The following is a 14,424-nucleotide window of genomic DNA, read 5'->3' as shown; positions in this document are numbered from 1 at the left end:
GACGCAGTTCACCTACTTCCAGACGGACGGTGGCATTGACTGCCGCCCGCTCACCGGCGATATCCCTTACGGCCTGGAGCGCCGGGCCATGTACCAGCAAGGGGTGGACAACGTCTACAACCTGACCTGGACCCCCGCGGCCGACGGCACCCAGCTGACCTACGGCGACGTCTACAAGCAAAACGAGGTCGAGCAGTCGACCTACAACTTCGAGCACAGCGATGCCGACTTTTTGTTTACCGCCTTCACCGCGCACGAGCGTCAGGCCAAGCACCTGATGGAAGCGCAACTGGCGCTGCCCGCCTACGAGCAGGTGCTCAAATGCGCGCACAGTTTCAACCTGCTGGACGCCCGTGGCGCCATTTCCGTGACCGAGCGCGCCGCCTACATTGGCCGTATCCGCACGCTGGCGCGCGGCGTGGCGCAAAGCTACTTTGACAGCCGCGAGCGCCTGGGTTTCCCGATGGCACCGCGTGCCTGGGTAGCTGAAATGACCAAGAAAGCCGCATGACATGAGCCACCAAAATCTTCTCGTTGAACTGTTTGTCGAAGAGTTGCCACCCAAGGCGCTTAAAAAACTGGGTGAGGTGTTTGCCAGCCAGTTGTGCGCGCAATTGCGCCAGTTGGGTCTGGCCTCCAGCGACTCGGTGAGCACGCCGTTTGCGTCACCGCGCCGGCTGGCCGCGCACATCACGCATGTGGCGGCCAAGGCGGCCGACACCGCGGTGCAGCAAAAGCTGATGCCGGTGAGCGTCGGCCTCGATGCCGACGGCCTGGCGACCCCGGCTTTGCTGAAAAAACTGCAGGCGCTAGGCGCTGACGTGTCCGATCCGGTGTTTGCCGTGGCGGCGCTGCGCAAGGCGCCGGATGGCAAGGCCGAGGCGCTGTTTTACGACAGCCAGATGACCGGTGCCACGCTCGATGTGGGCTTGCAGCACGCCTTGCTGGCGGCGCTGGCGCAGCTGCCAATTCCCAAAATGATGAGCTATCAGCTGGAGACCGACTGCGAACTGCCGGGCTGGAGCAGCGTGAACTTTGTGCGTCCGGCGCATGGCCTGCTGGCCTTGCATGGCAGCACCGTGGTGCCGGTCAAGGTGCTGGGTTTGAGCTCGGGCAAGTTGACGCAAGGTCACCGTTTTGAGGCGCACAAGTCGCCGGTGCAGGTGGACCATGCGGACGACTACGCCGCCACCTTGCTGCGCGACGGTGCCGTGATCGCCAGCTTTGGTGACCGGCGCTTTGCCATCGTGCAGCAACTGGCCCAAGCCGCCGAGCGCCTGGGTCCGGGCTTTGAGGTGCTGATGGACGACGCCTTGCTGGACGAGGTCACCGCCCTGGTGGAGCGCCCCAATGTGTTGACCTGCCAGTTCGAGGCGCAGTTTCTGGCGGTGCCGCAAGAGTGCCTGATCCTCACCATGAAGGCCAACCAGAAGTACTTTCCGCTGGTCGACACCCAGGGCAAGCTGACCAACCAGTTCCTGGTGGTCAGCAACATCAGCCCCCTGGACGCCAGCGCGGTGATTGGCGGCAACGAGCGGGTGGTGCGCCCGCGCCTGAGTGACGCCAAGTTTTTCTACGACCAGGACCGCAAGAAAACCCTCGAATCCCGCGTGGCGGGTCTCGACAAGGTGGTCTACCACAACAAATTGGGCACGCAAGGCGAGCGCATGGCGCGTGTTTGCGCCATTGCCCAAGCGCTGGCGCTGCAAGTTGGTGGTGAGGCGCTGGGTGAGCGCGCAGAACAGGCTGCGCGCCTGGCCAAGACCGACTTGTTGACCGACATGGTGGGTGAGTTCCCGGAACTGCAAGGCATCATGGGTGGCTACTATGCCCGCCATGACGGACTGACCGCCGACGTGGCCGAGGCCATCGAAGACCATTACAAACCCCGTTTCGCCGGCGATGCCCTGCCGCGCAACCCGGTCGGCGTGGTGGTGGCGCTGGCCGACAAACTGGAAACCCTGGTTGGCATGTTCGGCATCGGTAACCTGCCCACCGGCGACAAGGACCCGTTTGCCTTGCGTCGCCACGCGCTCGGTGTGATCCGCATGTTGGTTGAAAAAGATCTGGCGCTGGATCTGAAGGCGCTGTTGGCGTCAGCTGTCCCGGCTTTTGGTGACAAGATCACCGATGCCAGTGCGGCGCTCGGCGACTTTATTTACGACCGCCTGGCCGGTTCCCTGCGCGAGCAGGGCTACAGCGCGCTTGAAGTCGACGCCGTGCTGGCCTTGCGTCCGCAGCGCCTGGGTGACGTGCCGCGTCGGCTGGCAGCGGTGCGCGCCTTTACCGCGCTGGCGGAGGCACCGGCGCTGGCAGCGGCCAACAAGCGCATCAGCAACATCCTGAAAAAAGCTGACGCGGCGGGCGCCGTCGATGCCCATGTGAGCGAACTGCTGCTGCAGGAGCCGGCCGAAAAAGCGCTGTATGCGGCCATGCAGGACATTGCACCACGCGCTCAGGCGCTGTTTGTGGCGGGTGATTACACCACTGCGCTGCAAACCCTGGCCGCCTTGCGCGCGCCGGTCGACGCCTTCTTTGACGGCGTGATGGTCAACGCCGAGGCGCTCGATTTGCGTCTGAACCGCCTGGGCCTGCTCAAGACCCTGCACGGAGCCATGAATCAGGTCGCCGACTTGTCGCGCCTGGCTGCATGACCGTTTGTAACGCTGACGAAGGCAGAAAATGATCCCGATCAAACTGGTGATTCTGGACCGCGACGGCACCATCAACGAAGACAGCGACGACTTCATCAAGTCGGCCGACGAATGGCATCCACTACCCGGCGCGCTGGAAGCCATTGCCCGGCTCAACCACGCCGGCTGGCATGCGGTGGTGGTGAGCAATCAGTCGGGACTTGGGCGCGGGCTGTTCGAGGTGTCTGACCTGAACGCCATTCACGCCAAGATGCACCAGATGTTGGCGGACGTGGGCGGGCGCATCGATGCCGTTTTTTACTGTCCGCACACACCGGCTGACGCCTGCCATTGCCGCAAGCCAGACACCGGGTTGTTTGAGCAAATTGAAGACCGTTACGGGCTGGATCTGAAGAATGTGCCCGCAGTGGGTGACTCGGCCCGTGATGCTGTTGCTGCCGTTGCGGTGGGGTGTGAGCCGCACCTGGTGATGACGGGCAAAGGCGCTGTTTACCGGGGTAAAAGCCTGCCCGAGGCATTTCCGGCGCATACCGTGGCACACGAGAACCTGTCGGCCTTTGTCGACTTCTTGCTTGACCGCGAAGAAGCGCGGGCCTGAGACCATGCTGGCGCTGCTTCGATCGATTGTGCACATGGTCTGGATGGTGGTCACGGTGGTTCCGTGGACCTGTGCCGTATTGCTGGTGTCGCTGTTTTCGCGCCGAGCGGCCTGGTGGACGGCGGTGAACTGGTTCAGCGTGGTGATGTGGGGCACGCGGGTGATTCTGGGAGTGCAATTCAAGGTGCTGGGCTATGAGCATCTGCCGCTGGGAAAAAGCAGCGCTGCGGTGTTGTTGTCGAAGCACCAGTCCGCGCTGGAAACCCTGTTGCTGCCCACACTGATGCCGCACCCGCTGGCTTTTGTGTTCAAACGCGAATTGCTCAAGGTGCCGTTTTTCGGCTGGTCGATGGCGCGCCTGGACATGATCCACATCGACCGCGAGTCGCGCAGCGAGGCCATGAAGCACGTCATCGAGCAAGGCTGCCGCCTGCTCGCGCAGGGCACCTGGGTCATCATGTTTCCCGAAGGCACGCGCATGCCGCGCGGTCAAAAAGGTACCTACCAGACCGCCGGCAGCCGGCTTGCCGTGCAGTCGGGCGCGCCGGTGATTCCAATTGCGGTGGCCACGGCACGCTGCTGGCCGCGCCGGGGCTTCATCAAGCACCCGGGTGTGGTGACGGTGTCGATCGGCCCGGGCTTGCCCAGCGCCGGGCGTGACCCCAAGGGGCTGATGCGCGAGGCCGAGGCCTGGATCGAGGCCGAGATGCGCCGCATCGACCCTGAGGCCTATCCATCGGTCTAGGCGCCACGCGACCCATGCACCCGCTGCTGCGCTTCACGCTCGATTTGTTCGAGCCCATCCCGGCCCCGCTGCCTGAAACGAAAGCGCCAAAGATACGGCCCAGAGTCAAACCCACCCAACTGGCCGTTCCGCCCGCCACGTCAGTGGGGCAGGCCGTGCATTTTCGTCACCCTCACGCCAGCCGTGAAGTGCGCCTCGGCCATGCCTTGGTGGCCTATGAATTCAAGCGCGGCCAGCGGCGCAGCATCGGTTTCAGTGTCGGGCCGCACGGGCTGGCGGTGCGCGCACCCAAATGGGTGCCTTTGGTTGAGGTGGACGCCGCGCTGCAGGACAAATCGGCCTGGATCCTGCGCAAGCTGCAGGAGGTGCGTGAGCGCCACGCGCGCCTGGCCGAGCACACCATCGACTGGCGTGACGGGGCCAGTTTGCCATTTCTGGGGCAGAACCTGGTGCTCAAGCTGGATCCGGAGCACGCCTGTGCCAACGCCGAACTGATGACATCCGAACCGTGCGACCCGTCCAGGGTCCTGCGCCTGAGCCTGCCGCACCATGCCAGCCCCGACCAGATTCGCGATGTCGTGCAAGCCTGGCTGATGCGCCAGGCCCGGCAGGTGTTCCAGCAGCGCCTGGACCACTTTGCACCGCTGCTGGGTGTGCAGTGGAAAAAGCTGGCCCTCAGCAATGCCGGTACCCGCTGGGGCAGTGCCAAGTCGGACGGTTCGATCCGATTGAACTGGCGGCTGGTTCATTTCAATAGGTCGGTGCTCGACTACGTGGTGGCACACGAGCTGAGCCACCTGCGCGAGATGAACCACAGCCCGCGCTTCTGGGACACGGTGCAGTCGGTGCTGCCCAACTATGCGGCGCTGCGCCAGCAACTCAAGAGCGAAGCCGCGCCACGCTGGTCCTGACACCGGCGGATTTGCCTCATAATTGACGTTTACGTTCACGTCAATTTATACCAGCCCACCCAAATGGCACACACCTACAGCATCAGCGACCTGGCCAAGGAATTCGACCTGACCACCCGGGCCATGCGGTTTTACGAGGACATGGGGCTGTTGCAGCCCGAGCGTACCGGCCCGGCCGGGCGCAGCCGGGTCTACAGCAGCCGCGACCGCACGCGGCTCAAGCTCACCCTGCGTGCCAAGCGCCTGGGCTTCAGCCTGGTCGAGGCGAAAGAGATCATCGACATGTACGACAGCCCGCGCGATACCGCCGCGCAACTGGAGAAGTTCTTGCTGGTGCTGGCCCAGCACCAGCAGCAGCTTGAAGCCCAGATGACCGACCTGCAAGCCAATCTGGACGAACTCAAGGTGCACCAGCGCGAGGCCCGGGCCTTGCTTGCCAAAACCCAATCCAGGAAAGCCAAGGCATGACCCAGCATGTCACACCCTTGCAGCGGGTGCAAGCCAGTTTCGAACGCCAGGGCCTGATGCGCCATTGGGGCGCGCAGATTGAGCAGGTCGAGTCCGGTCTGTGCGTGCTGAGCTTGCCGTATTCGGACAAGGTCACGCAACAGCAGGACGGCTTTCATGGTGGCGCCATGGGCGCGCTGGCGGATATTGCGGCGGGCTACGCCGGGCTGACCCAGGCCCCGGCGGGCATGGAGGTGGTCACGGTGGAATACAAGATCAATTTTCTGGCGGCCTGCCAGGGCGGCAAGCTGCTGGCCACCGGCCGCGTCATCAAGGCCGGCAAGCGCGTGATCGTGACCCGCGCCGAGGTCATGCATGTGGCCGACGATGGCCGCGAGACGGTCTGTGCGGCTTTGCAGCAAACCCTGATGGCTGTGCCCAAAACCTACTGAATTTCCAGGTTCACCCAACACGACAACGCAGGAGAAACCCCCATGAACAACTTGCCCGGACTCAACTTTCAACTCGGTGAAGACATTGATGCGCTGCGCGACGCCGTGCGTGACTTTGCTCAAGGCCAGATCGCGCCGCGCGCCTTTGAAATCGATCGCAGCGACCAGTTTCCCATGGACCTGTGGGAAAAGATGGGCAGCCTGGGCGTGCTCGGCATCACCGTGGGCGAAGAGTACGGTGGCGCCAACATGGGCTACCTGGCGCACATGATCGCGATGGAGGAAATCAGCCGCGCCAGCGCCAGCGTGGGCCTGAGTTATGGCGCGCACAGCAACCTGTGCGTGAACCAGATCAGGCGCAACGGCACGCCCGAGCAGCGCACCAAATACCTGCCCAAGCTGATTTCGGGTGAACACGTCGGTGCACTGGCCATGAGCGAGCCGGGCGCCGGCAGCGACGTGCTGTCGATGAAACTCAAGGCCGAAGACAAAGGCGGCTACTACCTGCTCAACGGCAGCAAGATGTGGATTACCAATGGCCCCGACGCCGACACGCTGGTGGTCTATGCCAAAGGCGAACCCGAGTTGGGCGCGCGCGGCGTCACCGCGTTCCTGATTGAAAAGGGCATGCCGGGCTTCAGCATTGCGCAAAAGCTCGACAAGCTGGGCATGCGCGGCAGCCACACCGGCGAGCTGGTGTTCAACAACGTGGAAGTGCCCGAAGCCAACATTCTGGGCGGCCTGAACATGGGCGCCAAGGTGCTGATGAGCGGGCTGGACTACGAGCGTGCCGTGCTCAGCGGTGGCCCGCTGGGCATCATGCAGTCGGTCATGGACAACGTGATTCCCTACATCCATGATCGCAAGCAGTTCGGCCAGAGCATTGGTGAATTTCAGTTGATCCAGGGCAAGGTGGCCGACATGTACACCGTGCTGCAGGCCGCGCGCAGCTTCGCCTACACCGTGGCCAAGAACCTGGACTTGTTGGGCACCGACCATGTGCGCCAGGTGCGCAAGGACTGTGCTTCGGTGATTTTGTGGACCGCCGAAAAAGCCACCTGGATGGCCGGCGAGGGGGTGCAGATTTTTGGTGGCAATGGCTACATCAACGAGTACCCGCTGGGCCGCCTGTGGCGCGACGCCAAGTTGTACGAAATTGGCGCCGGCACCTCGGAAATCCGGCGCATGCTGATTGGGCGTGAACTGTTTTCCGAAACCTGCTGAAGCGACATGACAGCAGCTAACATTGGCGCATGACAACCCTACAACACCTCCTCGACAACAACCGCGACTGGGCGGCCCGCATGGAAATGCAGCGGCCCGGGTTTTTCAGGCAACTGGCGCAGCAACAGACACCCAAGTACCTCTGGATCGGCTGTGCCGACAGCCGTGTGCCAGCCAATGAAATCACCGGGCTCGATCCCGGCGAGGTGTTCGTGCATCGCAACATTGCCAATGTGGTGGTGCATTCGGACCTGAACGCGCTCTCCGTCATCCAGTTTGCCGTGGATCACCTCAAGGTCGAGCACATCATGGTGGTGGGGCACTACGGTTGCGGCGGCGTGCTGGCCGCCCTGCGCGGTACCCGGGTCGGGCTGGCCGACAACTGGTTGCGCCACGTGCACGATGTCAAGCTGCGCCATCGCCGCCGGCTGGACCACCTGAGCGTAGCCGAGCAGGAAGACACCCTGTGCGAGATGAATGTGATTGAGCAGGTGGGCAACGTGGCCTTGAGCAATGTGCTGCAGGATGCCTGGGCGCGCGGCCAAAAGGTGGCGGTGCATGGCTGGTGTTATGGCATCAAGGACGGCCTGGTGAAGGACCTGGCGGTCAGCATGCAGGGCGCAAACGAAGTGGTGAATGTGTTTCGCAATGCATTCAAGCGCTATCCACGGCCAAGCCAGCTCTGACCTGCTTGGTCACATAAGACAGGCCTTGAAGGCAGTGGCCGCAGCCGACAGTTTTTTGCCCTTGGGGCAAACCACGTACCAGTGCCGAATCAGGGGGAATCCCTGAACATCGAGCTGCACCAGTTCTCCAAGCGCCAGCTCTGACACCACCGTGGTGCTTGAGAGCACCGCCAGGCCCAGCCCGCCAGCCACAGCTTGCTTGATGGCCTCGGTGCTGCTGAGCTCCAGCCGGTTTTTCAGTGTGATGCCCAGGGCATCAAAAAAGCGTTCGGTGGTCAGGCGCGTGCCAGAGCCTGGCTCGCGCAAGATGAAAGGCTCATTCGCCAGACGCTTCGCCGCCAGCTTGCGCTTGCCCGCCAGCGGGTGCGCAGGCGGAGCCACCAGCACCAAACGGTTTTCGGAAAAATGCTCGCTTGACACCTCCATATTTTTGGGCGCTTGACCCATGATGTAGAGGTCGTCCTGGTTGGCTGCCAGGCGCTGCAGCAGGGTTTCGCGGTTGCCAACAAAGAGCGACACCTCAATGCCTGGGTGGGCTTTGCAAAACCCGGCCAGCAGTTTGGGCACCGTGTATTTCAGTGTGGTCAGGATGGCAATGCTCAAGCTTCCCCTTTCAACGCCGTGCAGAGCGGCCAGGTCTTGTGTCAGACGCTCCATGCGCTGCTCAATGTCATGGCAAGTGTCAGCCAGGGCGCGTCCGGCCGGCGTCAGAAAAATTTTCTTGCCGAGTTGTTCAAACAAAGGCACCCCGACGGTTTCAGACAGTTGCTTGACCTGCAAGGACAAGGTGGGCGGCGACAAATGCAAGGCTTCGGCAGCACGCGCAAAACTGCTCAGGCGGGCAACAGTGGAAAAAATACGCAATTGGTGCAGGGTGGCGTGACGGAGGGGCATGGGATTTTAATAATTTATAAAAGTAAATCATTACGGTTAAAACATTTTACTTTTATTTATTGTTGCGCTGGGCAAAAATTCACCCAAGTTCAAAGCAAAACCGACCCGCAAGACCCAACTTTGAACCCCACTACGACGATTTTCACCACCCTAAAAAGGAGACAGCATGGCAAAAGCCTACAACGCCGGCGTGAAGGAATACCGGCAGACCTATTGGACCCCCGAGTACACGCCATTGGATACCGACATTCTGGCCTGTTTCAAAATTACCCCGCAACCCGGTGTGTCGCGTGAGGAGTGTGCTGCCGCGGTGGCCGCCGAGTCTTCCACGGGCACCTGGACAACGGTGTGGACCGATTTGCTGACCGATCTGGATTACTACAAGGGCCGCGCCTACCGGATCGAGGACGTGCCGGGTGACGACACCTGTTATTACGCGTTCGTGGCCTACCCGATTGACCTGTTCGAGGAAGGTTCCATCGTCAACGTGCTGACCTCGCTGGTGGGTAACGTGTTTGGCTTCAAGGCGCTGCGCGCACTGCGCCTGGAAGACATCCGCTTTCCGATAGCCTACGTCAAGACCTGTGGCGGCCCGCCGCATGGCATTCAGGTCGAGCGCGATGTGATGAACAAGTACGGTCGCCCGCTACTGGGCTGCACCATCAAGCCCAAGCTCGGTCTGTCAGCCAAAAACTACGGTCGTGCCTGCTACGAAGGCTTGCGTGGTGGTCTGGACTTCACCAAGGATGATGAGAACGTCAACAGCCAGCCCTTCATGCGCTGGAAGCAGCGTTTTGACTTTGTGCAGGAAGCCATCGAGAAGGCCGAGCGCGAAACCGGTGAGCGCAAGGGTCACTACCTGAACGTCACCGCGCCAACGCCTGAGGAGATGTACAAGCGCGCCGAATATGCCAAGGAAATCGGCTCGCCCATCATCATGCACGACTACCTGACCGGTGGCTTCACGGCCAACACGGGGCTGGCCAACTGGTGTCGCAACAACGGCATGCTGCTGCACATTCACCGCGCCATGCACGCCGTGCTTGACCGCAACCCGCACCACGGTATTCACTTCCGGGTGTTGACCAAGTGCCTGCGTTTGTCGGGTGGTGACCACCTGCACTCCGGCACGGTGGTGGGCAAGCTTGAGGGCGACCGCGAAGCCACGCTGGGCTGGATTGACATCATGCGTGACAAGTTCATCAAGGAAGACCGTTCGCGCGGCATCTTCTTTGACCAGGACTTTGGTTCCATGCCTGGCGTCATGCCGGTGGCTTCGGGCGGCATTCACGTGTGGCACATGCCGGCCCTGGTCAATATCTTTGGTGACGACTCCGTGCTGCAGTTTGGCGGTGGTACTTTGGGTCACCCCTGGGGCAACGCGGCCGGCGCTGCAGCCAACCGCGTGGCGGTGGAGGCTTGCGTCAAGGCGCGCAACGAAGGCGTGGCGGTCGAGAAGGAAGGCAAAACCGTCTTGATGGACGCGGCCAAGCACTCGCCCGAACTCAAGATCGCCATGGAAACCTGGAAAGAGATCAAGTTCGAATTCGACACCGTCGACAAGCTCGATGTGGCGCACAAGTAAACCGCAGCTGCCCGGGCTTCTTTTTAGCCAGCCCGGCTTCTGGTTTTTAACCTCTGAAAGGAAATGACATGTCTGAAGTAATGGATTACAAAAGCCGCGTGAGCGACCCGACCAGCCGCAAGTTCGAGACATTCTCTTACCTGCCCGCCATGACGACCGAAGAAATTCGCAAGCAGGTGGAATACCTGGTGAAAAAGGGACTCAACCCGGCCATCGAGCACACCGAGCCGCAGTACCTGATGGACTCCTATTGGTACATGTGGAAGCTGCCCATGTTTGGCGAAACCGACGTGGACAAAATTCTGGCTGAATGCGAAGCCTGTCGCAAGTCCAACCCTGACAACCATGTGCGCCTGATTGGCTATGACAACTTCAAGCAGTCGCAGGGCGCCTCGATGGTGATCTTCCGCGGCAAGACGGTCTGACCGGGCTTCTATCGAGCCGGGCCCCGGCGTGTTGTCCATGCCGGGGCCATCCCTCAAAACCTCAGCTTGCAGGAGGCAGGCGCTTTGAGGGATGGTGCGTTCCGCTGACATTTTTTGCCCGACGCCCGTCAAGTCCTGGCGTTATTTTCGATTGGAGACTTTAATGAACGACATTCTGGAACCCTACCGCGTCACGCAACAGCCTTACTACCGCCCGGTGGCGGATGAGGTGGCGTTGTTCGATGCGGCTTACTCGGTGCGCATGCCGATGATGCTCAAAGGCCCTACCGGCTGCGGCAAGACACGCTTCGTGGAGTACATGGCCTGGAAGCTGCAAAAGCCATTGATCACGGTGGCCTGCAATGAAGACATGACCGCGTCAGACCTCGTCGGGCGCTTTTTGCTCGATGCCAACGGCACGCGCTGGCAAGACGGGCCGCTGGCCACGGCCGCGCGCCACGGTGCCATCTGTTATCTGGATGAAGTGGTCGAGGCACGTCAGGACACCACCGTGGTGATTCACCCGCTGACCGACAACCGGCGCATCCTGCCGCTGGAAAAAAAGGGTGAGCTGGTGCAGGCGCACCCTGATTTTCAGGTGGTGATTTCCTACAACCCAGGCTACCAGAGCCTGATGAAAGACCTGAAGCAGTCCACCAAGCAGCGTTTTGGCGCGCTTGATTTCAGCTACCCGGCGCGTGACGTCGAGTCCGAAATCGTGGCCCATGAAACCGGTGTCTCCCTGGAGGTGGCGGGCAAACTGGTGTCCATTGCCGAGCGCGCCCGCAACCTCAAAGGCCATGGGCTGGATGAGGGCCTCTCGACCCGCATGCTGATTTACGCGGGCAGCCTGATCAAGAAGGGTGTGGCGACGCAGGCGGCCTGCCGCGTGGCGCTGGTGCGCCCCATCACCGACGACCCCGACATGCGCGATGCGCTGGACGCGGCGGTTGCCACCTTCTTCTGACCACGCGGCTTGTCACCCAGAACCCGGAGCGTGCCATGTCCGTTCATCTTGACGATTATCAAGAGTGGCTCAACGAGCTCGAACCCGAGTCGCGCGAGCTGCTGGTGCATGCCTGGGCGGATGCCACCCGCGTGTTCTCGGCCCGGGGGCTGGACAACTATGTCAAGGGCGCTGCCGCGCTGCGCGGGCTGGGCAAGGGCGCGAGCCTGGTCAACGCCTGGATTGATTCGGCGCCGCAAGTGGCCAGTGAGGTTGGCGAGGACGTGGTGGCCGACCTGGTCACCGAGGCGCTGATGCTGGCCTCCAAAACCTCGGGCTCGGTGATTGAGCTGGTGTTGGCCACCGCGCCCACAGCCGCCAAGCGGCTGGCGGACGGCGGCCTGTTTTTGCAATACCTGCAAGTGATCAGCGCCCTGGTCAACCAGGCACCGCGCGGCCTGCGCCCCATGCTTGACAAAATTGATGTGCTGCTGGGCCAACTCACCCTGGGTGGCTTGCGCCGCTGGGCCAATTGGGGCGCGCACGCCCATCGGACCCACTACGAAGAGCAGGTCAAGTACTTTGGCCTCAATTCCAAAGAGTCGCTGGCCATGCTGCAAAAGGAGCGCAAGGGCACGTTGTTGGTGGATGTGCAGCGGCGCATCAACATGTACCTGCGCGCCTTGTGGGGGCGTGATTTTTTCATGCGTCCGACCTCGGGGGACTTTGAGTCGCGCGAGGGTTACATGCCTTTCATCGAGGATTACCTGATCCATCTGCCCGATGCCTTTGACGCGGTGGCGGGCCAGCAGGGCCAGGTCAGTGCCACCGAGTTGTACCGGGCCAGTGCGGCCCACGCGGCGGCACACCTGGTCTATACCCGCCAGCCCATCTCGGCACAGGCGCTCAGCCCCTGGCAGATGGCGCTGATCGGGGTGATTGAAGATGCGCGGGTCGAAGCGCTGGCCTGTGCCAAATTTCCGGGCTTGCGCCAGCTCTGGTGCAGCCTGCACACCGTGACACCGGCGCAAGCGGCCTCGGCGGGGGATTACCTCAACCGCCTGGCACGCGCACTGCTGGCGCCCGATCATCAGGACACCCACCCCTGGATCGTCCAGGGGCAGGCCCTGTTTGCACAGGCTTTGCCCGGCGTGCTGGCGCAGCCCCATGACAACACCGCATCCATGGACATTGGCGTGGCCCTGGCACACAGTTTCAGGGACGTGGGGCTGGCCTACCACCCGCGCACCGACGTGCAGCGCGCGCCCTACCGCGACGACAACCGCTACTTCTGGGCCTTCGAGGCATTCGACTTTGACCAGTCCATCGCCGCCGGCTACCACGCGCCACAGCAGGTGCGCAAGTATGTCAATCTGATGGAGATGGCCAACGAAACCGAGGTGGAAACCGCGGGTGACGACGCACAGGAAATCTGGGTGCTGGCCACCGAGCTCTTTCCCTACGAGGACATGGGTGTGTCCTACAACGCATCCGAAGGCAAGGAGCCCCTGGTGCCGCCCAGCCACTATGCCGAGTGGGACTATTTGATCCAGCTGGAGCGCCCGGCATGGGCCACGGTGCAGGAGCGGCGCGCCAAGCTGGGTGATCTGGCGCTGATTGACGCCATTGCCGCTGAGCACAAGCGTGTCGTTTCGCGCATGAAATTTTTGCTCGATGCCATGCAGCCGCAAGGCGTGCAGCGCATCCGCAAGCTCGAGGACGGTGACGACATCGACATCAACGCCGCGCTGGCCTCGCTGATCGAGATGCGCATGGGTCAGCAACCCGACCCGCGCATCATGATGCGCAGCGTGCGCAAGACCCGCGACATTTCGGTCATGGTGCTGCTGGATCTGTCGCACTCCACCAACGACCGTGTGGCCGGGCAGGATCACACCGTGCTTGAACTCACCCGCCAGGCCTGTGTGCTGCTGGCCGATGCCGTTGGCAAGGTGGGCGACCCGTTTGCCATTCATGGCTTCTGCTCGGATGGTCGGCACGATGTGAACTACTGGCGCTTCAAGGACTTCAACCAGCCCTACGACGATGTGGTGAAGGCCCGCCTGGCAGGCATGACCGGGCAGCTCTCCACGCGCATGGGTGCCGCCATTCGCCATGCAGCGGCGGCCTTGAAGGCGCAACGCTCAGCCAGGAAGCTGTTGCTGGTCATCACCGACGGCGAACCGGCCGACGTGGATGTGCGCGACCCGCAGTACCTGCGCCACGACACCAAAAAAGCGGTGGAAGAGGCCGGGCGCAATGGCATCAGCACCTATTGCATGAGCCTGGACCCGCGCGCCGACCAGTATGTGTCGCGCATTTTTGGCGCGCAAAACTACATGGTGGTCGACAAGGTGGAGCGCCTGCCGGAAAAACTGCCGCTGCTGTATGCCGGTTTGACGCGCTAGGCGCGTAAACCTGCGATCATCCCCCATCAACTTTTATACAGAGCTTACGCATGCAAACCTACATCGGTCTGGACAACGAAGAAAATGGCGGCATGACCATGATCGGCCGCACCATCCGGGATGCCTGGCTGTTTGACATTCTGCCGGAAAACGACACTTTCATTGGGCGCAGTGCCGCTGATTTCCAGCTCTTGCTCGACGCTGTTTCCAAAGCCTGGGAGCCGTATGGAAATTTGCCCAGCCGACTCCCGGCCGGTCTGGCCGAGCGGCATCACCGAATTTACGATGCCGCCATCAAAAAAGCCCGCACGCAGGGCTGGGATCCTGAACTCGGCGACGACGACTGAAACCGGATGGCCTGGCAAGGGCGCCGGGCGGGCGTCGCATGATTCGCCAGCCGCATCATCCTGGTAATGGGTCTCCCATCGATAATGGGGCCGATAAAAGGA

General features: G+C 62.0%; 15 protein-coding genes. 14 read left to right on the top strand and 1 reads right to left on the bottom strand.

The window, feature by feature from the left end; genetic code table 11:
- From Q7U49_RS02490 to can, 9 genes are all read left to right on the top strand, one after another.
- A partial coding sequence (locus tag Q7U49_RS02490) for a glycine--tRNA ligase subunit alpha (RefSeq protein WP_304762166.1) occupies window positions 1-511 on the top strand: 511 nt, incomplete at its 5' end.
- 1 nt (window position 512) lies between these two features.
- The gene (gene glyS / locus Q7U49_RS02485; protein WP_304762165.1) at window positions 513-2,654 is read left to right on the top strand and encodes a glycine--tRNA ligase subunit beta; all 2,142 of its coding nucleotides are present in this window, start codon (window positions 513-515) and stop codon (window positions 2,652-2,654) included.
- A 28-nt stretch (window positions 2,655-2,682) separates the two neighbouring features.
- Entirely contained in the window at window positions 2,683-3,252 is a 570-nt protein-coding gene (gene gmhB, locus Q7U49_RS02480) for a D-glycero-beta-D-manno-heptose 1,7-bisphosphate 7-phosphatase (RefSeq protein WP_304762164.1), read from the top strand.
- A gap of 7 nt (window positions 3,253-3,259) precedes the next feature.
- Entirely contained in the window at window positions 3,260-3,997 is a 738-nt protein-coding gene (locus tag Q7U49_RS02475) for a 1-acyl-sn-glycerol-3-phosphate acyltransferase (protein ID WP_304762176.1), read from the top strand.
- A gap of 14 nt (window positions 3,998-4,011) precedes the next feature.
- Complete coding sequence (locus Q7U49_RS02470; protein WP_304762163.1) at window positions 4,012-4,908, top strand: M48 family metallopeptidase; 897 nt, start codon at window positions 4,012-4,014, stop codon at window positions 4,906-4,908.
- A 63-nt stretch (window positions 4,909-4,971) separates the two neighbouring features.
- Entirely contained in the window at window positions 4,972-5,376 is a 405-nt protein-coding gene (locus Q7U49_RS02465) for a MerR family DNA-binding transcriptional regulator (protein ID WP_304762162.1), read from the top strand.
- Entirely contained in the window at window positions 5,373-5,807 is a 435-nt protein-coding gene (locus Q7U49_RS02460) for a PaaI family thioesterase (protein ID WP_304762161.1), read from the top strand. Before Q7U49_RS02465 ends, Q7U49_RS02460 begins: the two co-directional genes overlap by 4 nt.
- Window positions 5,808-5,849: 42 nt before the next feature.
- A complete protein-coding gene (locus Q7U49_RS02455) occupies window positions 5,850-7,031 on the top strand; it encodes an isovaleryl-CoA dehydrogenase (RefSeq protein ID WP_304762160.1) in 1,182 nt (393 codons plus the stop codon).
- Between the two features lie 29 nt (window positions 7,032-7,060).
- A complete protein-coding gene (gene can / locus Q7U49_RS02450; protein ID WP_304762159.1) occupies window positions 7,061-7,717 on the top strand; it encodes a carbonate dehydratase in 657 nt (218 codons plus the stop codon).
- A 9-nt stretch (window positions 7,718-7,726) separates the two neighbouring features.
- On the opposite strand, the gene Q7U49_RS02445 is transcribed toward can, so the two are convergent.
- Entirely contained in the window at window positions 7,727-8,611 is an 885-nt protein-coding gene (locus Q7U49_RS02445; RefSeq protein ID WP_304762158.1) for a LysR family transcriptional regulator, read from the bottom strand.
- A gap of 166 nt (window positions 8,612-8,777) precedes the next feature.
- Between Q7U49_RS02445 and Q7U49_RS02440 the strand changes: the two genes are divergently transcribed.
- From Q7U49_RS02440 to Q7U49_RS02420, 5 genes are all read left to right on the top strand, one after another.
- Complete coding sequence (locus Q7U49_RS02440; protein ID WP_304762157.1) at window positions 8,778-10,196, top strand: form I ribulose bisphosphate carboxylase large subunit; 1,419 nt, start codon at window positions 8,778-8,780, stop codon at window positions 10,194-10,196.
- 68 nt (window positions 10,197-10,264) lie between these two features.
- Complete coding sequence (locus Q7U49_RS02435) at window positions 10,265-10,621, top strand: ribulose bisphosphate carboxylase small subunit (RefSeq protein WP_304762156.1); 357 nt, start codon at window positions 10,265-10,267, stop codon at window positions 10,619-10,621.
- Between the two features lie 163 nt (window positions 10,622-10,784).
- Entirely contained in the window at window positions 10,785-11,588 is an 804-nt protein-coding gene (locus Q7U49_RS02430; protein ID WP_304762155.1) for a CbbQ/NirQ/NorQ/GpvN family protein, read from the top strand.
- 35 nt (window positions 11,589-11,623) lie between these two features.
- Entirely contained in the window at window positions 11,624-13,975 is a 2,352-nt protein-coding gene (locus Q7U49_RS02425) for a nitric oxide reductase activation protein NorD (RefSeq protein WP_304762154.1), read from the top strand.
- 50 nt (window positions 13,976-14,025) lie between these two features.
- Window positions 14,026-14,322: a hypothetical protein gene (locus Q7U49_RS02420; RefSeq protein WP_304762153.1), complete on the top strand. Its 297-nt coding sequence runs from the start codon at window positions 14,026-14,028 to the stop codon at window positions 14,320-14,322.
- The last annotated feature ends 102 nt before the right edge of the window (window positions 14,323-14,424 follow it).

Origin of the sequence: Rhodoferax sp. (assembly GCF_030653815.1) — a bacterium.
Classification (GTDB): domain Bacteria; phylum Pseudomonadota; class Gammaproteobacteria; order Burkholderiales; family Burkholderiaceae_C; genus Rhodoferax.
The sequence above is the reverse complement of the archived record's forward strand: the minus strand, read 5'-3'. Positions and strand labels throughout refer to the sequence as shown.